At 54.1% G+C, this 17949-nt stretch carries 16 protein-coding genes; 14 read left to right on the top strand and 2 right to left on the bottom strand.

Annotated elements, in window-relative coordinates; all coding sequences use genetic code 11:
* Positions 1 to 106: 106 nt before the first annotated feature.
* The 7 genes from C5Y83_RS17070 (at position 107) to C5Y83_RS17035 (ending at position 9025) form a co-directional block, all read left to right on the top strand.
* Positions 107 to 3208, top strand: a complete 3102-nt coding sequence (locus C5Y83_RS17070) for a PVC-type heme-binding CxxCH protein (protein ID WP_105330978.1) — start codon at positions 107 to 109, stop codon at positions 3206 to 3208.
* A 135-nt stretch (positions 3209 to 3343) separates the two neighbouring features.
* Entirely contained in the window at positions 3344 to 4270 is a 927-nt protein-coding gene (locus tag C5Y83_RS17065; RefSeq protein ID WP_105330977.1) for a hypothetical protein, read from the top strand.
* Between the two features lie 115 nt (positions 4271 to 4385).
* The gene (fba, locus tag C5Y83_RS17060; protein ID WP_105330976.1) at positions 4386 to 5402 is read left to right on the top strand and encodes a class II fructose-bisphosphate aldolase; all 1017 of its coding nucleotides are present in this window, start codon (positions 4386 to 4388) and stop codon (positions 5400 to 5402) included.
* A 243-nt stretch (positions 5403 to 5645) separates the two neighbouring features.
* Positions 5646 to 6512 carry a pantoate--beta-alanine ligase gene (gene panC / locus C5Y83_RS17050; RefSeq protein WP_105330974.1) on the top strand — a complete coding sequence of 289 codons (867 nt, stop codon included), beginning with the start codon at positions 5646 to 5648 and terminating at the stop codon, positions 6510 to 6512.
* Positions 6513 to 6537: 25 nt separating this feature from the next.
* The gene (locus C5Y83_RS17045) at positions 6538 to 7875 is read left to right on the top strand and encodes a prolipoprotein diacylglyceryl transferase family protein (RefSeq protein ID WP_114304688.1); all 1338 of its coding nucleotides are present in this window, start codon (positions 6538 to 6540) and stop codon (positions 7873 to 7875) included.
* A 49-nt stretch (positions 7876 to 7924) separates the two neighbouring features.
* Positions 7925 to 8290, top strand: a complete 366-nt coding sequence (locus C5Y83_RS17040) for a cupin domain-containing protein (protein WP_105330973.1) — start codon at positions 7925 to 7927, stop codon at positions 8288 to 8290.
* Positions 8291 to 8470: 180 nt separating this feature from the next.
* Entirely contained in the window at positions 8471 to 9025 is a 555-nt protein-coding gene (locus tag C5Y83_RS17035) for an RNA polymerase sigma factor (protein WP_233207262.1), read from the top strand.
* Positions 9026 to 9050: 25 nt separating this feature from the next.
* Here C5Y83_RS17035 and C5Y83_RS17030 read toward each other — a convergent pair whose 3' ends face one another.
* Together C5Y83_RS17030 and C5Y83_RS17025 are read right to left on the bottom strand one after the other, a co-directional pair.
* Positions 9051 to 10787 carry a solute:sodium symporter family transporter gene (locus tag C5Y83_RS17030; protein ID WP_105330971.1) on the bottom strand — a complete coding sequence of 579 codons (1737 nt, stop codon included), beginning with the start codon at positions 10785 to 10787 and terminating at the stop codon, positions 9051 to 9053.
* 405 nt (positions 10788 to 11192) lie between these two features.
* The gene (locus C5Y83_RS17025; RefSeq protein ID WP_105330970.1) at positions 11193 to 11846 is read right to left on the bottom strand and encodes a hypothetical protein; all 654 of its coding nucleotides are present in this window, start codon (positions 11844 to 11846) and stop codon (positions 11193 to 11195) included.
* A 62-nt stretch (positions 11847 to 11908) separates the two neighbouring features.
* Between C5Y83_RS17025 and C5Y83_RS17020 the strand changes: the two genes are divergently transcribed.
* The 7 genes from C5Y83_RS17020 to C5Y83_RS16990 all read left to right on the top strand — a co-directional run bounded on the left by C5Y83_RS17020 (position 11909) and on the right by C5Y83_RS16990 (position 17944).
* Positions 11909 to 12964, top strand: coding sequence for a type II secretion system F family protein (locus tag C5Y83_RS17020; RefSeq protein ID WP_105330969.1), 1056 nt, complete (start codon positions 11909 to 11911; stop codon positions 12962 to 12964).
* Positions 12965 to 13085: 121 nt separating this feature from the next.
* Positions 13086 to 14141 carry a type II secretion system F family protein gene (locus C5Y83_RS17015; protein WP_158262390.1) on the top strand — a complete coding sequence of 352 codons (1056 nt, stop codon included), beginning with the start codon at positions 13086 to 13088 and terminating at the stop codon, positions 14139 to 14141.
* Positions 14142 to 14177: 36 nt separating this feature from the next.
* Positions 14178 to 15419, top strand: a complete 1242-nt coding sequence (locus C5Y83_RS17010) for a type II secretion system F family protein (protein ID WP_158262389.1) — start codon at positions 14178 to 14180, stop codon at positions 15417 to 15419.
* A gap of 11 nt (positions 15420 to 15430) precedes the next feature.
* A complete protein-coding gene (locus tag C5Y83_RS17005) occupies positions 15431 to 15859 on the top strand; it encodes a hypothetical protein (RefSeq protein ID WP_146117812.1) in 429 nt (142 codons plus the stop codon).
* Positions 15856 to 16311, top strand: a complete 456-nt coding sequence (locus tag C5Y83_RS17000; RefSeq protein WP_105330965.1) for a type II secretion system protein J — start codon at positions 15856 to 15858, stop codon at positions 16309 to 16311. The genes C5Y83_RS17005 and C5Y83_RS17000 overlap by 4 nt, the downstream gene beginning before the upstream one ends.
* On the top strand, positions 16308 to 16733 hold the full coding sequence (locus C5Y83_RS16995; protein WP_146117811.1) for a hypothetical protein: 426 nt from the start codon (positions 16308 to 16310) through the stop codon (positions 16731 to 16733). Before C5Y83_RS17000 ends, C5Y83_RS16995 begins: the two co-directional genes overlap by 4 nt.
* Positions 16730 to 17944, top strand: coding sequence for a DUF1559 domain-containing protein (locus tag C5Y83_RS16990; RefSeq protein WP_105330963.1), 1215 nt, complete (start codon positions 16730 to 16732; stop codon positions 17942 to 17944). Before C5Y83_RS16995 ends, C5Y83_RS16990 begins: the two co-directional genes overlap by 4 nt.
* Positions 17945 to 17949 lie beyond the last annotated feature (5 nt).

Below are 17949 nucleotides of genomic sequence, written 5' to 3'. Positions count from 1 at the left end.
CAGGAACAGTTTGCTGAGGCGACTCGGAATGGATTAGACTTAGTTTTTCTCGTTTTTCCCGCCAATTCCCCTTCTCCCCAGCTTTCCTCTTCAAGGCGAGTCGCTCATGCGAACCTTTCTCATTTTGCTGTTGTCTGCCAGCCCGATTTGGGCCGATTTCCCCGAGATTCACAATTCTGAACGGGACAAAGAGGCTCAACCGATGCCGCCAGAGGAAGCCGCGGCAAGCCTCGAGGTGCCGGAAGGCTTTAACGTCAAAGTCGTCTTCTCCGAGCCAAACGTCCAAAATCCGATCGATATGGCGTGGGATTCCCAGGCACGGTTATGGATCGCCGAGAACTATACGTACGACCAGCCCAGCATGAAGTTCGATCGAAGTTTGCGGGATCGGGTCCTTTTCTTTGAAGATACCAACGGCGACGGCAAACTCGACAAGCGAAATGTCTTCATCGACAACGTGCAGTTGCTAACAAGCGTAGAAGTTGGTCTCGGCGGCGTGTGGCTGATGTGCCCGCCCCAGGTGCTTTTCGTCCCTGACGCCGATCACGATGGAAGGCCAGATGGTCCGGCGGAAGTCGTGCTCGACGGATTCACCGTTGCCAAGGATAACTATCACAACTTCGCCAATGGACTTCGTTTCGGCCCTGATGGCTGGCTCTATGGTCGCTGCGGCCATTCGTGTCCGGGACATATTGGCTTGCCTGGCACACCGGAGGAAGAGCGGCTGCCGATGGAAGGGGGAATCTGGCGTTATCATCCGCAGACCAAACATGTCGAGGTCCTGACGACTGGCACGACCAATCCCTGGGGGCACGATTGGGATGAGCTTGGCGAACTATTCTTTATTAACACTGTGAACGGCCACCTGTGGCACATGCTACCGGGGGCTCATTTCATGCAGAACTTCGCTCTCGATCCGCATCCACATTCATACGAATTAATCGACATGCATGCCGATCATTGGCACTTCGACACTAGCGGGCGTTGGCAAGATTCACGCGACGGAGCCGCGAACAAGTTCGGTGGTGGTCACGCACACGTCGGGATGATGATCTACCAGGGAACCAACTGGCCAGAGGAGTATCGCGGCAATCTCTTTACGTTCAATATGCACGGCCGCCGGGCGAATCAGGAAATCTTAGAACGTGAAGGAAGTGGTTACCTTGGCAAGCATGGTAACGACATCCTCCTAAGTGACGATCCATTCTTTCGCGGTATGGATCTTAGCGCTGGCCCCGATGGTAGCGTCTACGTGATTGATTGGAGCGACACCGGCGAGTGTCACGATCATACCGGCGTGCATCGAACCAGCGGGCGAATTTATCGTGTGTCGTACGATCGTGCGAGGCAGTTCACACGACCACCGGCAGGCGACTCTTACTTCCAAAATCCGATGGTGCAGGAACTCGATGACAATTGGGCACCGCGCATGGCGCGGCTCGTCCTGCAAGAGAAGGCATTGGCTGGCGAAGACATGACTGCCCTGGCCAGCTTGCTGCAACCACTCATTTTGCAGGAAGCTGCAGAACAAGGTTTGACTTCGCAGGCCAAGCACGATCGTAATCGGTTACGATATTTGTGGACTTTGAATGCGATTGGCGGTGCCGATCGGCCTCTGCTCAAAAAGCTGTTAGACGATCGGAACGAGCATGTGCGGGCCTGGGCGATTCGCCTGTTGACCGAGCAGTGGCAACTCGATGCGGCCCTCGGTCCGATTCCGCAAGAGGATGCGATCGCCAAGCAAGTTCACGACGAAGCGACCGAATTGTTGCCGAAGTTCATTGAAATGGCTGATAACGACCCATCGTCGTTCGTCCGTTTAACGCTCGCTTCGACATTGCAACGCTTACCGCTCGACATGCGCGGTAAGCTGGCTACGCCGCTCGTAACGCACAAGGAAGATGCCACCGATCATAATCTTCCGTTAATGGTCTGGTACGGGCTGATGTCTAATCGTGGAGAGCATTTGAAGGACTTGGTAGAAGTGGCCGCGGCGAGTACTTGGCCGACGACGACCAAGCTGATCGCCCGCCGATTGACCGAAGAGATTGAGAGCCAGCCCGAGGCAATTAACGCGCTGGTTACCAAGGCAAGTGTCTCGACTGTGCCAAGAGTCGATGCCATGTTAGAAGGGATGAGTGAAGCGCTTCGTGGGTGGTCGAAAGCACCCAAGCCAGCTGCTTGGGACACGCTGACCTTGAAGTTGGCCAAGCTTCCGGTTCCGAAAATTTCGTCTAAGGTACGCGAGCTAGGAGCCGTCTTCGGCGATGGCCGGGCCCTGGATGAATTGAGGAAGTTGGCCCTCAGTAGCGAAGCCGACACGCTTACGCGACAGGCGGCTCTTACCTCGCTGATCGAAGCGAAGCCCGATGATCTACGTTCGATTTGCGAAAAGCTGATCACGACTTCGATGGTCAACGTTGTGGCGGCTCGTGGGTTGGCACTTTACGACGACCCGGCCGCGGCGGAGTTGCTGATTGCTAACTATCGTCGCTTCCGCGAACCACAACGAGCTGAAGTTCTCGCGATCTTGCTTTCGCGTCCCACGTTTGCTGGTGTGCTGCTTGATGCATTGGACAAAAATCGAATTCGAAAATCAGACGTGACCGCGATTCACGTGCGGCAATTGCGATCGTTGGGCGACGAGGCTCTTGCCAAGCGAGCTAACGAAGTTTGGGGAGAGGTTCGCGAGTCGAGCGAAGAGAAGCAGAAAGCCATGGCCTATTGGAAAGGTCGACTCACCGAAGCCAATCTCGCCCAGGCCGACATGGCCAAGGGGCGTGTGGTCTTTGAAGGGCTGTGCGCCAAGTGCCATCGCTTGTATGGCGAAGGAAGCACGATTGGCCCAGACCTGACCGGTAGCAACCGAAGCAACATCGATTACTTGTTGCAAAACATAATTGACCCTAGTGCCATCGTAAGTGCCGACTACCGAATGACCGTGCTGCAGATGGAAGATGGTCGCGTGCTGAGTGGGATTGTGGCGGAACAGACCGATAAGACGCTCACCTTGCAAACACCGACCGATCGGGTGACCGTCGAGAAGGGTGAGATCGAAGCCCAGAAGAAGACGAATCTTTCACCGATGCCAGATCTGCAGCTGGGGGCAGAGCCGAATCAACCAGGCGGTCTCTTAACCGATGAACAGTTCCTCGATTTGATCTCTTATTTGAAGAATCCGGCTCAGGTACCGTTGCCGCGTGAGTAAGCGAAACGGTGTCCATTGCTAGCACATTAGAAAACGCAATTGCAGTCAGGCGGGGTTTTCTCTAATATCTCCCCGCCCAATGCTGCGCACCTTTGTCGGATTGTTCCTTACCCTGGAAACTTAGCGACTTCTTGCATGGATGCTCGAAGAACCGCCGCTGTCTTGTTGCTCGCGATCTTTGTCGCGTTGAGTGGCTGCGCGCTATGGCAGACGCCCGAGGACGTTCCCCCAAGCGAGCTTCCACCACGACCGATCTCGGAAGACACGGTGATGCTCGAGATGGCTCGTCTATCGCTGACCACGGCGGAAGAAGTTGCCTTGTTGGACGTTTGGCAAGAGGTCGACGAGCAAAGCATTCCGCTGGAAAAACGTCGCGAGCTTTCAGCCAACGGGTTCCGTGTTGGCATCATTGACTTTAACGTGCCTGCTCCGATTCGGGACATGATGAAAGGTCGCCAAGGATCCAAAGGCCTCAACGGCGAAGAGATGGTTCAGGTTGACGGCGAAGAGCGAGCCGCGATCAACCACCGCCAGTTCCCACGCGGGAAACGAAGCGAATACATTATGGTTCCTTTGCAGCCGGAAGTCTCCTTGCTGGAACGGATCGATGGAAGCATTCGAGGCGAAACCTACCAAGACGCCGAATGCAAGTTCATCATGAAGGCGTTCCCGCAAAACGACGGGCGCGTAAAAATTGCCATTACGCCGGAGATTCATTACGGCCAAGCCCGTCAGCGAATCGAACCTGGCGAAGGAATGTTCCGGATCGAAACCCGGAAGGAAACCCGGGTGCTCTCGCAGGTCGAATTCGCGGCCACGCTTGAGCCAGGGCAAACATTGTTGATTAGTGGAACGAATGATCCGAAAGGGATCGGTCAGGTCTATTTCCAGAGGGAAAGTGGCGGTTCGTTGCGTCGCCAAGTACTCATGATCCGGGTGGCAGGGACGCAATTTGACGATCTTTTTCAAACGCCTTCCCATGTCAAGGAAAATCTTCCCCTTAATGACGACTCTACGGAAGGTCTGCTTCCCTCGCATTTTGACGAGCCGACCGGGGATTGACCTCACGCCGCAAACGCTCTGATAATAACGACTTTCAATGAAACACTTTGGCTGTCGTAGGGGCAATGTGTATCCTCAAGCAGCCGTGTCACCGTTCTAACTCGGGAGATACCTCATGGCTTTGATTCCCCTACGGGTTCTGTTGGATCACGCTGCCGAAAACTCTTACGGCGTGGCTGCTTTCAATGTCAACAACATGGAACAGATCCAAGCGATCATGGAAGCTGCCAAGGAAACCGATTCGCCGGTTATCGTTCAGGCTTCGCGTGGAGCTCGTAAGTACTCGCAAGATAACTACTTGCGTCACTTGATGTTGGCTGCTTCCGAACTGTATCCAAACATTCCGATCGTCATGCACCAGGATCACGGTAACAGCCCGGAAACCTGCATGAGCGCCATTGAAAACGGCTTCACCTCGGTGATGATGGACGGTTCGCTGGAAGCTGACGGTAAAACCCCAGCAAGCTACGAATACAACGTCGACGTGACCAAAAAGGTCGTCGAAATGGCTCATGCCAAGAACGTCTCCGTGGAAGGCGAGTTGGGCTGCTTGGGTTCGCTGGAAAGTGGCATGGGCGAAGCGGAAGATGGTCACGGTGCGGAAGGCGAACTGAGCCACGATCAGCTGCTGACCGATCCTGATGAAGCCGCTCGCTTTGTCGAAGAAACTGGCGTCGATGCTTTGGCCGTCGCGATTGGTACCAGCCATGGTGCTTACAAGTTCACCAAAAAGCCGACCGGTGAAGTCCTGGCGATGGACCGCATCGAAGAAATTCACAAGCGTCTGCCTAACTGCCACTTGGTGATGCATGGTAGCTCGAGCGTTCCCCAGGAACTGCAAGACATCATCAACAAGTATGGTGGTGAGATGAAGCAGACCTACGGTGTGCCAGTTGAAGAAATCCAACGTGGTATCAAGAGTGGTGTCCGTAAGATCAACGTCGACACCGACAACCGTATGGCCATCACCGGCGCGATTCGTAAGGTCCTGATGGAAAAGCCTGCTGATTTCGATCCACGTGCTTACCTGACCCCAGCACGCGACGCCATGAAGCAGGTTTGTATCGATCGCATGGTTGCCTTCGGCCAAGCAGGTCAGGCTTCGAAGATGCGTGCCGCCAGCCTCGTCTAATCGAGATGGCGAAAACCGAATAAGCAAAGGGCTGCGAGCAATCGCAGCCCTTTGTTCGTTTCTTGTCTACGAATTGGACGTCACAAAATCATTGCTTGGATTCAAAAATTCCCGGTGGTTTGCGGCTCAAATGGCTTTAATCGAAGACATCGAAACGCCAATTGCGTGTATTTTGAAGAGAACCCCGATGCCGCTCGTCCGCGTCTCAGCCGCCCTCTAACTCCTTTTTGTTGAACAGCAGATATGTCCCAGGTACCACGCGTTTTTCACGATCCCTCCGAGTTACGATCGGAAGTCCGTAGAGCTCAAGCTCGTGGTCAGCGTGCGGGGCTCGTACCGACGATGGGAGCGCTTCACGAAGGACACTTGAGTCTCGTTGCCGAGTCTCAGAAAACCTGCGACTTGACCGTTGTGACTATCTTCGTAAATCCAACACAGTTTGCCCCAGGGGAAGATTTCGAGAAGTATCCGCGGACACTCGATACGGACTTGAAGCTCTTGTCACGGTTTGAACCGGTGTGGGTGCTCGCTCCGGAGGTCGAAGCAATGTATCCTTCCGGCAGTACGACGGAAGTAAACGCTCCTGAGATTGCTCGAACCCTGGAAGGTGAGTTTCGCCCGACTCATTTCGATGGCGTTGCCACAATCGTGCTGAAGTTGTTTCAAGTGGCTCCGGCCGACGCGGCCTATTTCGGCCAGAAGGATTTTCAGCAAGTTCGCGTCATTGAAGAGATGGTGCGAGATTTGTTGGTGCCGATCGAAATCATCCGCTGCCCCATCATTCGTGAAGAGGATGGTTTAGCAATGAGTTCGCGGAATCGGTATCTCTCCGAGGGAGAGCGGAAAATTGCGTTAGTTATCTCACAGACTTTGCGGGCCTCAGTTGCCCAAATTGAAGCAGGGGCGACCGATGGCAATTTGTTGTCGGGTGAAATGCTGGCACTTATGCAGGAAGCGGGTATCGCCCCGGAATATGTGACGATTGCCGACCCGCAGACACTTAAATCGGTGGAGACAATCACGGCCGAGGTCGTTATCCTTGTGGCTGCAAAAGTCGGGGCCACGCGGTTGATTGACAACGTGTTGGTCAGCCCGCCGTCCTCCCGTTAGTAGTCTTTAACCCCCAAAATCGATCGTGCAACGCACCCTGTTTTTGATACCGATCCCCGACGATCTTTTTGGCCTACCTGTGTTGGGGTTTGGTTGGTTGCTCATTCTTTGGGGCGTTCTAGTTGCGGTTTGGATTTACCTTCTTTCCCGGAAGCCGAACTTCGTTCAAGAGTTGGTCGGGCACGCGATGCTGTTCCTGGTTGTGGCCGCCGCGATCGTGTTCGTGTTGCCGATGTTGCGCGTCCCGGAGGGAGGCCAAATGGGATTCCCCGTTCGGGGCTATGGAGTGCTCCTGGTGCTGGCCATCATTTCGGCGGTTGGCTTGGCGGCCTACCGTGCGCAGAAGATGGGTTTGAACCCTGAGGTGATCTACTCGTTGGCGATGGTGATGATTGTCAGCGGCGTGGTTGGGGCACGTCTCTTTTTTGTGATTCAGTATTGGCACACGTTCTACGTCCCTGGTGACTGGCGGGCGACTCTCGGCAGAGTGATGCAAGTGACCGAAGGGGGAATCGTGGTTTACGGTTCGCTCATTGGTGGTGCGGTGGCGTTTCTGATCTTCTGTCATCGGAAGCATCTCAATGCGTTGGCTTTGGCCGACTTGATTGCCCCGAGCATGATGATCGGCATGTTTTTCGGTCGCATCGGATGCTTCATGAACGGTTGCTGTTACGGTGGTTTATGCACGCTGCCCATTGCCGTATCGTTTCCTCAGGGGGCACCTCCCCAATTCACGCCTCCGTACATTCGCCACATGGAAAATGGCGCCTTCTACGGGCTGCTATTTACTCAGGATGAAAAGGGAGACGTCCGTGTGGCGAACGTGCTGCCCGATTCCCCGGCGAGCGAAAGCGGCAAGATCGAAATCGGAGATACCGTCAATCGCGTGAACGGTCAGGATTTGCAAGGGCAAAAAAACAAGCCTCTGGAAGTGCTTTCCAATTCCCTGCTGCACTCGTGGACGATCAACAATGAAGAGGGAGTCGCTCCGGGAAGCATTTTCCTCGATATCACCGGCAAAGGAATCGTCGACCTTCATGCCGGCCCGCTCCCCAAGGCTTCGCTGCCGGTCCATCCAACGCAACTTTATAGCAGTGCGAACGGATTGATCCTTTGTCTGTTGATGTGTGCTTACTATCCGTTTCGCAAGGCAGATGGCGAAGTCATCGCGATTGCACTAGGGCTTTACTCGGTGACCCGTTTTCTGCTCGAGGTTATCCGAACGGACGAGTATGCCATTGGTGGCACCGGGCTGACGATCTCACAAAACGTTAGCGTCGTGATCTTTATCTTGTCGGTGGCGTTGTTTGTTTACGCTCGTCTTCGCAAGCAGCCACTTGCCTGGCCTCGGGCCGCTGCATAAGAATGGGTGAGCTTTTCGCTGCCCCCATTTCTGAGTAGGACGCCCCTAGATGCCTGTGTTTATTTCTGAGCCAGCGGTGATCGAAGCCGCCGGCAACAAGCCGAAGGTGATACAAGAGTTCGTCGGTCGCGTTAACAGCCAGACTTCGGATGTCAGTATCGCTCGGATGGTGAGTCCGAGTGGATGGGTGGAACCGGGGCAGACGCCTCAGTTCGACGAATACACCGTCGTTCTCAAAGGAGAACTAACGGTAGAAACCGTTGGTAGTGTCCATCAGGTCTCGGCCGGTCAGGCAATAATCGCCAAAAAAGGGGAATGGATTCGTTACAGCAGTCCCCATCCCGAGGGCGCCGAGTACATTGCGGTGTGCTTACCCGCATTTTCCCCCGAAACCGTCCATCGCGACACACAGTAACGTCAAGCTGAAGCGTGACTCCTCGAAACGGGGGGACGTTTTAGCTACGATAGAACTTGTCTTTCCCCATCCAGCAGGTGAGTCGCCGCGCGGAATCCCAAGCTCGCCCGCAATTACTGGAATGGTTTTCTTCTCGACCTAACCCATCGGCATCCCTGATTCGTGTCAGACGATTCGTTATTGATTCAGCGCATTCTCCAGGGCGACGCAGCCGCTTACGAGGAGATTGTGCGCTGTTATCAGCAACGACTTTACAACACGATGGTGCACATCCTCGGTTCACGTGAAGACGCCGAAGATGTCGTCCAGGAATCATTCGTTCAGGCGTACCTCAAGCTGGCGACCTTCCAAGGAAATAGTGCCTTTTACACTTGGCTCTATCGCATCTCGTTCAACATTGCGATCAGTCATCGACGGCGCCGGAAGAAGGTTCACTCAATCGATCAAGTGCGAGAAGACATCGGCAGCGAGCCCGTCGACCAGTCCGAGGGGCCGACTCATCGGATCGAGCAACAAGAGAACGTCCGTCAGGTTCACGCAGCGTTGACCAAACTGTCCGAAGAGCACCGCGACGTTTTGGTGCTCCGCGAACTGGAAGGGATGGACTACGACCGGATCGCCGATGTCTTGGAACTTCCAGTCGGCACTGTCCGCAGCCGTTTGCATCGGGCACGGACGCATCTGAAGGAATGCCTGGAAGTGATGATCGCTCAATCTGAGCGAGGCATTCCTTAGTCTTTTCTAGTCACCTGTCTGCGACTCAGCAAACAGATTTGAGGCAGCTTGAGATGAATATCCGGGCTTGGTCTACAGCCTCTGGGCTGACCGTTTCACTTTCGCCCGAAGGAGGGGCCAGCGGCCAGATGACACTCGGATCGGCGAAGTAAACATAGATACCGAGCACGATCACCACCAAGCCAATGCCGATCGGCCAAGCCAACGGCCAACTGGTCATATCGACCTGACCGGAATCTTGCTGAACGTAGGGTGTTGTACGCGGAGCAATCAAGGCCATTATCAACTGGAAAACAACCAGCGTGACAAACATCAATCCCAAGAAGTGGAAGTTATAGAAGGCGCCATTGAGATCCCAACGGGTGTCTGCGGACATCGGTTGAATCACGAAGTAAAACACCGCAATGCCAACGAAACCGAGAATCAACGAGATGTCTGCGGCAACACGCGGAGCATATTTCGAGAGCATGCCGACCAACACGACCGAGAAGATCGGAATGAAATAGAGGCCGTTCATCTGCTGCAAGTAGCCGAAGATGCTGTCTTGCCCAGCCAACAGAGGTGCGAGCGTCATCGACACGATTGCCAAGATAGTGCCGAACACTTTACCTGACGAAATCACGCGTTCATCTGATGCATCGGGATGTAGCATCTGCTTGTAAACGCCTAAGCTGAACAGCGTAGCGGTGCTGTTGAGTGCCGAGTTAAACGAACTGAGGATCGCCCCAACCATGACGGCTGCGAAGAAGCCAGCTAGTGGCTTGGGCAGCACGTTCTGCACGAGCGTTCCATAAGCGTGGTCCCCTGCGATTTCGTTGCCATAAAGTTGAAAGGCGATTAAGCCAGGTAGGACCAAGATCAGTGGGCCGAAGATCTTCAATGCTCCGGCCATCAACACGCCGCGCTGGCCTTCCTTCAAACTGCTCGCACCGAAGGTTCGTTGAATGATCTGCTGGTTGGTGCACCAATAGAAGAGGTTCAACAGCAGAACGCCGGTGAACAGTGTCGTGAAAGGAACCGATGAGGTGGACGAGCCAAGTGAGTTGAACTTCTCGGGGTGATCGGTCTGCATGATCTCGACCGCCTTGAAAATACCTTCGTCGCTGACGGCATTCAGGCCGTAGAAAACGATCAGGAAGCCACCCACCAACAAACCGAAACCATTGAGCGTATCGGAAACCGCAACCGTTCGGAGACCACCGAAAATCGCGTAGATCGAACCAATGATACCGATGAGCCAAACAGCACCCCACAGGACCGCCGTGTCCGACGCGGCCGTGTCCGGTAAGCCGAGCATCCCTTTGATATCGAGAATGCCCGTGAGGCCAGTTGCTCCGGTGTACAGAATAATCGGCAACAGAATACCGGCGTACGCGATAATGAAAATGAGCGACGTGATTGCTCGGGTTGAATCGCCATACCGTTCTTCGAGGAACTCGGGGACCGTTGCGATACCGCTCTTAAGATAGCGAGGCAGAAAGAACAACGCCATGATCACGAGCGAAACACCTGCGATCACTTCCCACGCCATCACGCAGATACCATCGGTGAATGCCGCGCCGTTCAAACCGACCAGTTGCTCGGTCGAAAGATTGGTCAGCATCAGCGAACCGGCAATGTAACCACCGGTAAGGCTTCGTCCTGCGAGAAAATACCCAGACGACGATCCGTGATCATCTTTGCGAGTCAGAAACCAAGTGATCAGCCCGACGAGCGCGGTAAAAAAGACGAACGAGCCGAGGGTAATTGCCGTTTCAAGCATGGGGTGCCTGTGAATAGCTGCGGGGCATGATGAGCAGGGGAAACCTTTGAGGTTAACCCTCGTAAGTCCCATGGCAATGAGAAAAGTGCAATGGGTGTTGAGAAATATTGCGGATTTCGGCGCTTGATGCAAGCGTCCCCGCAAAGGGAGTCATGTTAAATCAGGCAGTTTGCGAGAGATTGACGGCGAAATCTTTTGGAATTCAGCAATCAATGACAACGGCAATAGCCGATCAATTCAAGATAGAAGAACCGCTCTCATCGAAATTCGGCTAACCACAGAGAACGTGAATGCGTTGTGGTTAGAATGAACAGTGGAACAGACCTAAAGGAGAGAGAGGCCCATCATGCAATTTATCGTATGTATTCTGCAGCAGCAGCGGAAACAGAAATAGAGAAACTGGGATCACGGTTTCTGATCGGAATCTTCGTCCAGCTTTAACTTAGGCAGCGGCGACGGTTCAACTTCCCCTGGTATCAGGCGAAGCTCGGCGATCGCAAAGTCGCCCACGAGGGGCAAGCCGACCATCTCGACTTCGACCTCATAAGTGCCTGGAGTGTCTAGCTTCAGTTCACCCAGTGAGGTCTTCGCAAGTAGATAAGCGTTCTCGCTTAATTCGCTTAGCTCTTCCACGAATAGCGTTTCGCCCACGCGTACACGCATCCGAGCTTCACGCGTTGGGCCGGTACAAAGCGTGTCGCTTTCGACTTGATAGGTTCCTGGTGCGACCAACTTCATTCGCCAGGTTGCTCGCTGAGTTCGATCTCGGAATCCGACAATTCGATCGTTCTCATCTAGGCGCAATCCCTTGCCGGAAAGACGTGCCGTTAACGCTGAGAGTTGGATCGAGCGATCGGCATCTTGGTGGACCACCACCGGGACCTTGGCTGGCGGTTCCAGGAGCGGCTTATCAACGCTGGCCGTTTCCTGGGATGGCGGGCGGTCGGAGGCGTCTACCGTGCCGCCAGCTTGGGGCGAAGGCGGGCCAAAGCAGCCTGCCAGGACCAAGCCGAAGCTCAAGGCAAGTCCGCCCGACAAAAGTTGCAAATTCTTTCGCATGAAAACAATCGCTGATAGAATAAGGCTACCTACTTCTCGCTACTCGTCCCCGGAAAGTCTGTGTGGCTTCTTCCCCTCCATCATACCGCTTGGAAGATATCTTGGCCCTAAATGCCGAGATAATTTCGTTATCGCGCGTCGAGCTTCCCTTAGATCCTCATTTGGGCCGGATGAGCGGGGATTTAACGGGCAGTCTAAAGGGGCTCACCGAGGATCTTTCCCGTCGGCTTGCCAATGGGCAGCCACTGGATGAAGCGATCGGCGAGGTGGGAACCGGTTTTCCGCCGATGTACCGCGCAGTGCTAACCGCTGGCCTCCGTAGCGGACGGTTGACTTCGGCTCTGGAAGATGTTGCCGCGACGGCTCGCCGGATTCAAAAGCTGCGGGCCTCGTACTTAACCGCATCCGTTTACCCAGCAATCTTGCTGATTCTTGCTGGCATCCTGGCCAATACCGTCGGGATGGAACAGCTGCGGACGATGCGGCAATTGTGTATTGATACGTTGATCTCGCCTGATGATTACGTAATTCAAGGCATCGATTTCTTCCTCATGCTGCAGCCGCTGTTCTATGCCATGGGAGTGATTGGTGGAGTCTTACTATTGGTTGTCGCGGTGCTGTTCATCTGGCCGTCTCCACTTTTCCTGGGGGATGGTCTTGTTGTTTGGTTGCTCCCGGGGGCCAGAAAGGTGGCTCGCAATTGCCAATGGGCGATGGTGTTCGATCTGATGTCCCTGCTTCTGCGGCATGAATGTGCTTTGCCTGAGGCAATTGTTTTAGCCACGGAAGCGACAGGTAGTCGTCGGTTAATCCGCGCAGGCAAACAATGGGCAGAGAGAATCGAACGCGGCGAAACGAAGACGGCGCCGCCAGAGTTGAGCCCGCTCAGCCGCTGGCTGTTGGCTTCCCACATGACGGCTGACGCGTTGGCCGATAGCTTGGCGCTAACCTCTCAGCGATATTATGCCAAGGCGCGGCGTCAATGCATGTGGATTCAGAATCAGCTCCCCATCTTGGCGACCCTGATTGTGGGTGGCGTCGTGGTGGCCATTTATGCTGCGATGTTGTTCCTTCCTTGGATAGGGATTATCCGTCACGTTCTGGTTGATCCTACATAAATACTCTTCGCAAAAGCCCTCCATGCCGTTACCTAATCGTTCGAATCCTGACTCAAGCGTTGAGAGCTCACTGGAGTTTCCGGTGGTGGCAGCTCAGAGCGATTCGAATGAGGATATGGCGATGAATTCCGAAGTTCAGCCGATCATCCTCACCGATGAAGAATCCGCGCAGCTCTTGCAAGGGATTGGGGAACTTGCTCAAGCTGGTTTGCCGCTTGACGAAGGTTTAGAAGCGTTGTCAGAAGAGGTAAGTGGCAACAAGTTACGAAAAGCTTTTCTCCAACTTGCCCGTGAGATTCGCGCCGGCGGTAATCCATTGGTCGAACACGAACTGAGCTATGTGCGACTGCCAAAATATCACCAAAGCATTTTAATTGCAGGCATTCAGTCGCATCGCCTGGGAGACACACTCTTCGAATTGCTGGACGAAGAAACGTGGCGTCGCGAATACTGGCGTGATCTGTGGGCAGCCTTGTCGTACACCTTGTTGTTAGCAACGGTGACGCTGTTGGTGGTTGATCTTTTGAATGTTTTCGTGATGCCGGTTGTGCAGGGGAACTTTCTCGAGATCTACGAAGACTTTGAACTCGATCTCCCCTTCGATCCAACGATCTTCAAAGCTCCACCTGTTTCGTGGAGCGCGTTTTTTTTGGTTACCGGGGCAGGCATGCTGCTGATCCCGGCGTTCCTGTCAGCAACGCAAACCGCGATGCTTCGTCGCAGTATTCCACTTCTCGGGAAGATATTCTGGTGGTACGAAACACTTGATCTCACGGTGAAGCTGCGATTGCTTGTCGCCCAGAACATTCCGACTCCACAAGCATTGCGTCTGGCAAGTGATTCACTCGCCAGTCGTAGAATGGCTCAGCTGGCTCCGTATTGGGCCAGCGAAATGGATCGAGGTCGAACGCTGGCCGACGTGTGGTTGAGTAGCATGGACATTCCGAGCTCGATCTTGCCACTGATTCGTTGGGGCGAACAATCAGGTAACCTGTGCGAGGCGTTTGAAGCGGCCGAAAGCCTGCTGAAGGATCGCCTCGCGATGCGGCGCGAATTGATTCAAAAGATTGGTCCTCCGATTATCACGACGATGGTCTTAGCGGCCCTGTTCTGGGCAGCGATTCGAATGGCAGTCATGTTCCTTCCACTTATCGATCTCATTCAGAATTTGTCGTAATCCATGGAACTGCTTTATCACCTTCAGAATCTTTGGATGGCGGTCATTTTGGGCGTCGTGCTACTGATTTTGTCGACGCAGTGGGACAGTACGACGCACGAAGAACCAACCGTCATGCGGCGCGGTTTGCGGCTGATCGCGTGGTTGTTTATCTGCGTTGGTGGTACGGCTTGGTGGATCGGTGTTTCTGGGTTCATGGCGGTGGTCATGCTGCTGGTAATCTGCACAATCGTGTTTGGCTTCGCGATGCAGCGTTATCGCATGGTTGAGAATCGCGGGCTCGTTTCTGTAGTCCTGGCGGGTCTGGAAAAAGGAATCTCACCGATCGTTAGCGTCGTGGCCTATCGCCAAGAAGCTGCCGGCCTGCAGGAACAGAAAGCGGGGAAGTTTGCCAAAGCACTGGGAGCTGGAATGCCGCTGGCGGCAGCCGCCAGAGCCGCGCGCGTCGACATGCCGGCCGAAGCTTTGATGACCTTAGAACTGGGAAGAACCCTCGGCAACGTCGACGAAGTAAATCGCTACGCAAAGCGGTTTGCCCGTGACGAGACGACCAACTATGGGAATTTTGATTTCTTTCTCGGAGCGTTGATTACGATTATCGTCGTGGGGCTTTTTCAGGTGGGTTGTCTGTCCTTCATGGAAATCAAACTCATGCCAACGATGGCGCAAATCCTGGAAGAGTTTGATATCTACGACGAAGCAGTCTCGACGGTCTGGGGATGGAGTTCGTGGTCGTCTATGTTGATCTTGTCCTGCTTGTACATTTTGATTCCGGTAGCGCTGCTGCTGGCGTTTCTTATGATTCTGGTGCAAATCGGATGGCTGACAGAATTGCCTTGGGGACTGCGCTGGGTGCATGGACCGGTCAACGAATGTCGCTTGCTGAACGTATTATCCGTCGTGGTCGCCGCCGACTTGCCGCTGCAGCGAGCCATGGATGTGATTCGCAAGCAGTTTCCCTCGAGTCGTATTCGCTACATTGCCCATCAAACGTATCTGCAAATGAAGAATGGGGGAGATTGGATCGACGCTTTGCGCGCCAAGCGAGTTTTGACTTCTGGCGAAACCGCACTAATCCGCTCTGCCCAAGATGCCGGTAATCTTGGCTGGGCGCTCAAAGAAGTCTCGATTGGGAAGCGCCGTCGACACATGCACCGCATGGCTCCCGTTACCAAGATTGCCTTACCAATCCTGGTTTTGATTGCCGCGTTTCCGGTGATTTCCGCAGCGCTGGGAGTGTTCCTTCCGTTGGTGAAAATGATCACGGAGTTGTCTTAGGCGTAATGCAAATGGTCGCTTCCGCACAAATGCGAAAACCTGGACTCTCGGTCGTCGAGTGTGTCGTTGCTCTCGCGATCTTGGGGGCGATGCTGACGACATTGCTTTCGATTCAAGTCGTCCAGTCTCTAAGAGTTGGATTAGATAATCAGCGAATTCGAGCCGAGCAAACTCTGACCAACCTCGCCGATCGGGTTCTCTCGGCGGATACTTCGCAATTGACCGAAGATACGTTGACCGAATGGGGGCGTGATTTGGAAGAAGCGGACGGTTTGCCAGCAGGCACCCTCCAGGTTGTCGTTCATCCGGAAACCAATCCGGTGGCTGGAAACCGCTATGAACTGATTTGGAATCCGCACTCCAGCGAGCTTCCAACCCAACGGCTTATGGTCTGGCGGTTCACGGCCGATGGGTCCACTGAAACGGAGGACCCATCATGAGGAAGCTACGTGGTGTCAGCCTGATCGAAGTACTCGTGGTGATGGCCGTAGGAACGGTGATCGCGACGATGTCGATCCGCATTTTGAGCCAGAGTCAACGGAACGCTCGTCAGACGCAGGAGCATCTCAATCTGCAGCGAGGTCTCACGCAGTGGGAATCACAACTGCGAAACGATCTGCGAGCAGCAACCGAGGTGAAGCTGACCGATCCCCAGACGATCGTCCTAGATCAAGCCTTGACGAACGTTACTTACGCTGTCAAACCAAATCAGGTGGAACGCATTGAAGCGGGGGCTGACAAGGTAATCAGTCATGAAGGATATGCACTGCCCAACTGCCAAGTGACGATCAAGCTGCCGGCAGAGGATCAAGTTCTCATTCGAGTCGAACCACAACGTCATCGTCAGTCCAGTCGAGCTTTTACCATTCGGCAAAGTGTGGGGAGGCCATGATGCGTCGAATTCCAGTAAGCCGAAATTGCCATCGCCACGGTTTTGTCGGCGTGATCGTGCTCGTAGCCATGGCAGCGGCCGTGTTGATTGCGACCGTTTCGCTTCAGCGGACCACTCAGCAATCGCAAATGCGGCAAAGTCAAGCGACGCCGCAAACGGCGCTGTTGATTGAAAGTGCTGTGTCACTCGCCAATGCTCAGTTGCAGAGTGATCCCGCTTATCAGGGGGAAACGTGGAACATTTCAGGCGAATCCGGAGTATTGGATCGACCTGCCGAAATCGTAATTGCCGTTCGTCCTCATGACGACGAGCAACTGAGAAACGTCGAGATACAAGTGAAGCTGGGAGACAAGCTACCGCGTGTCTCTCGCGAGTCGCTCAAGTTGACCTTACCACTCCCTCAGGCGGAGCAAGATAAATGAACCGTAACTACCGACGCGGATTTACTTTGGTGGAACTCTTGGTGGTGATTGCCATCATCGGCGTATTGATTGCATTGCTGCTTCCGGCGGTGCAACAAGCACGTGAGGCGGCCCGTCGTATGTCGTGCGCGAACAACTTGGCTCAGTTGATTCTGTCGGTCCACAACTACGAGGCGACGAATAACTTCTTCCCCGCCGGGAGCATCAACGATACCGGCCCGATTCGAAATGCCCCGGTTGGCTACCATCACAACTGGATTTCGGCGATTCTTCCGTATATGGGTGATTCAACAACCTACGATCACATCGATTTTAAGAAGAGTGTCTACGATAAAGCTCAGAACGGGCCGCGGGAATTAGAGTTAGACTTTCTGAATTGTCCTTCCAGTCCTTGGAATCGCGCTAACGACAAGGTTTCCGTTTCGCAATATGTTGGGATACACAACCACTGTGAGTTGCCCATCAATACGACCAACAGTGGCGTGTTTATCTTGAACAAGAACCTCACGACCAACGACGTGAGCGATGGCTTGGCATTCACATTGTTTCTGTCTGAAACTCTCATCGAACCTTCGAGCAATCTTGGTTGGTTGAGTGGCACACGAGCCACACTACGAAACACCGGTACGCCGCCCAACCAGGGTTCGGCAATTCCCTTGCCCAACGTGTTCACTTCCAAAGAGTGGCTAAACACGCTTGATCTCACGCCAGCAGAAGTTGATTTCGGCATCGATTTTAGCGAGTACGCATCTGACGACGCAGAAGACGAGTATCTTGATGAGGATGAGTACGACGAGGCAATGATGGGCATGCGGTCAATGGATGCCGACGACGATGACGATATCGAAGCTGAGGGTGACGCAGCGGAAGGTGAAACCACCGATAAAGAGCAGGCCACGGACGAAGAGTCGACCGATGAAGATGCACCTGGCGAGCCCAAAGAGGAAACCAAGAAGTGGACGGAAGCGGACTTCATGGACTTTGCGGCAAGCGGAGCGCCAGCTTTTGCTACCGGGGGTGGTCAGGTATTCGGCGTGATTCCTAATGATCCAGCGCTCTATGTAGGTGGACTTAGCAGCTATCATCCTGGCGGAATAAATACCGCGTTTGGAGATGGAGGCGTCCGGTTTATTACTAACACCATCGATCCAGAAGCTTTCTACCAATTGGGCCACCGCGCTGATGGAAAACTTCGAAAGGGTGGATACTGAGACGC

The sequence above is a fragment of the Blastopirellula marina genome (genome assembly GCF_002967765.1).
Taxonomy (GTDB): Bacteria; Planctomycetota; Planctomycetia; order Pirellulales; family Pirellulaceae; genus Bremerella; species Bremerella marina_A.
The sequence above is the reverse complement of the archived record's forward strand: the minus strand, read 5'-3'. Positions and strand labels throughout refer to the sequence as shown.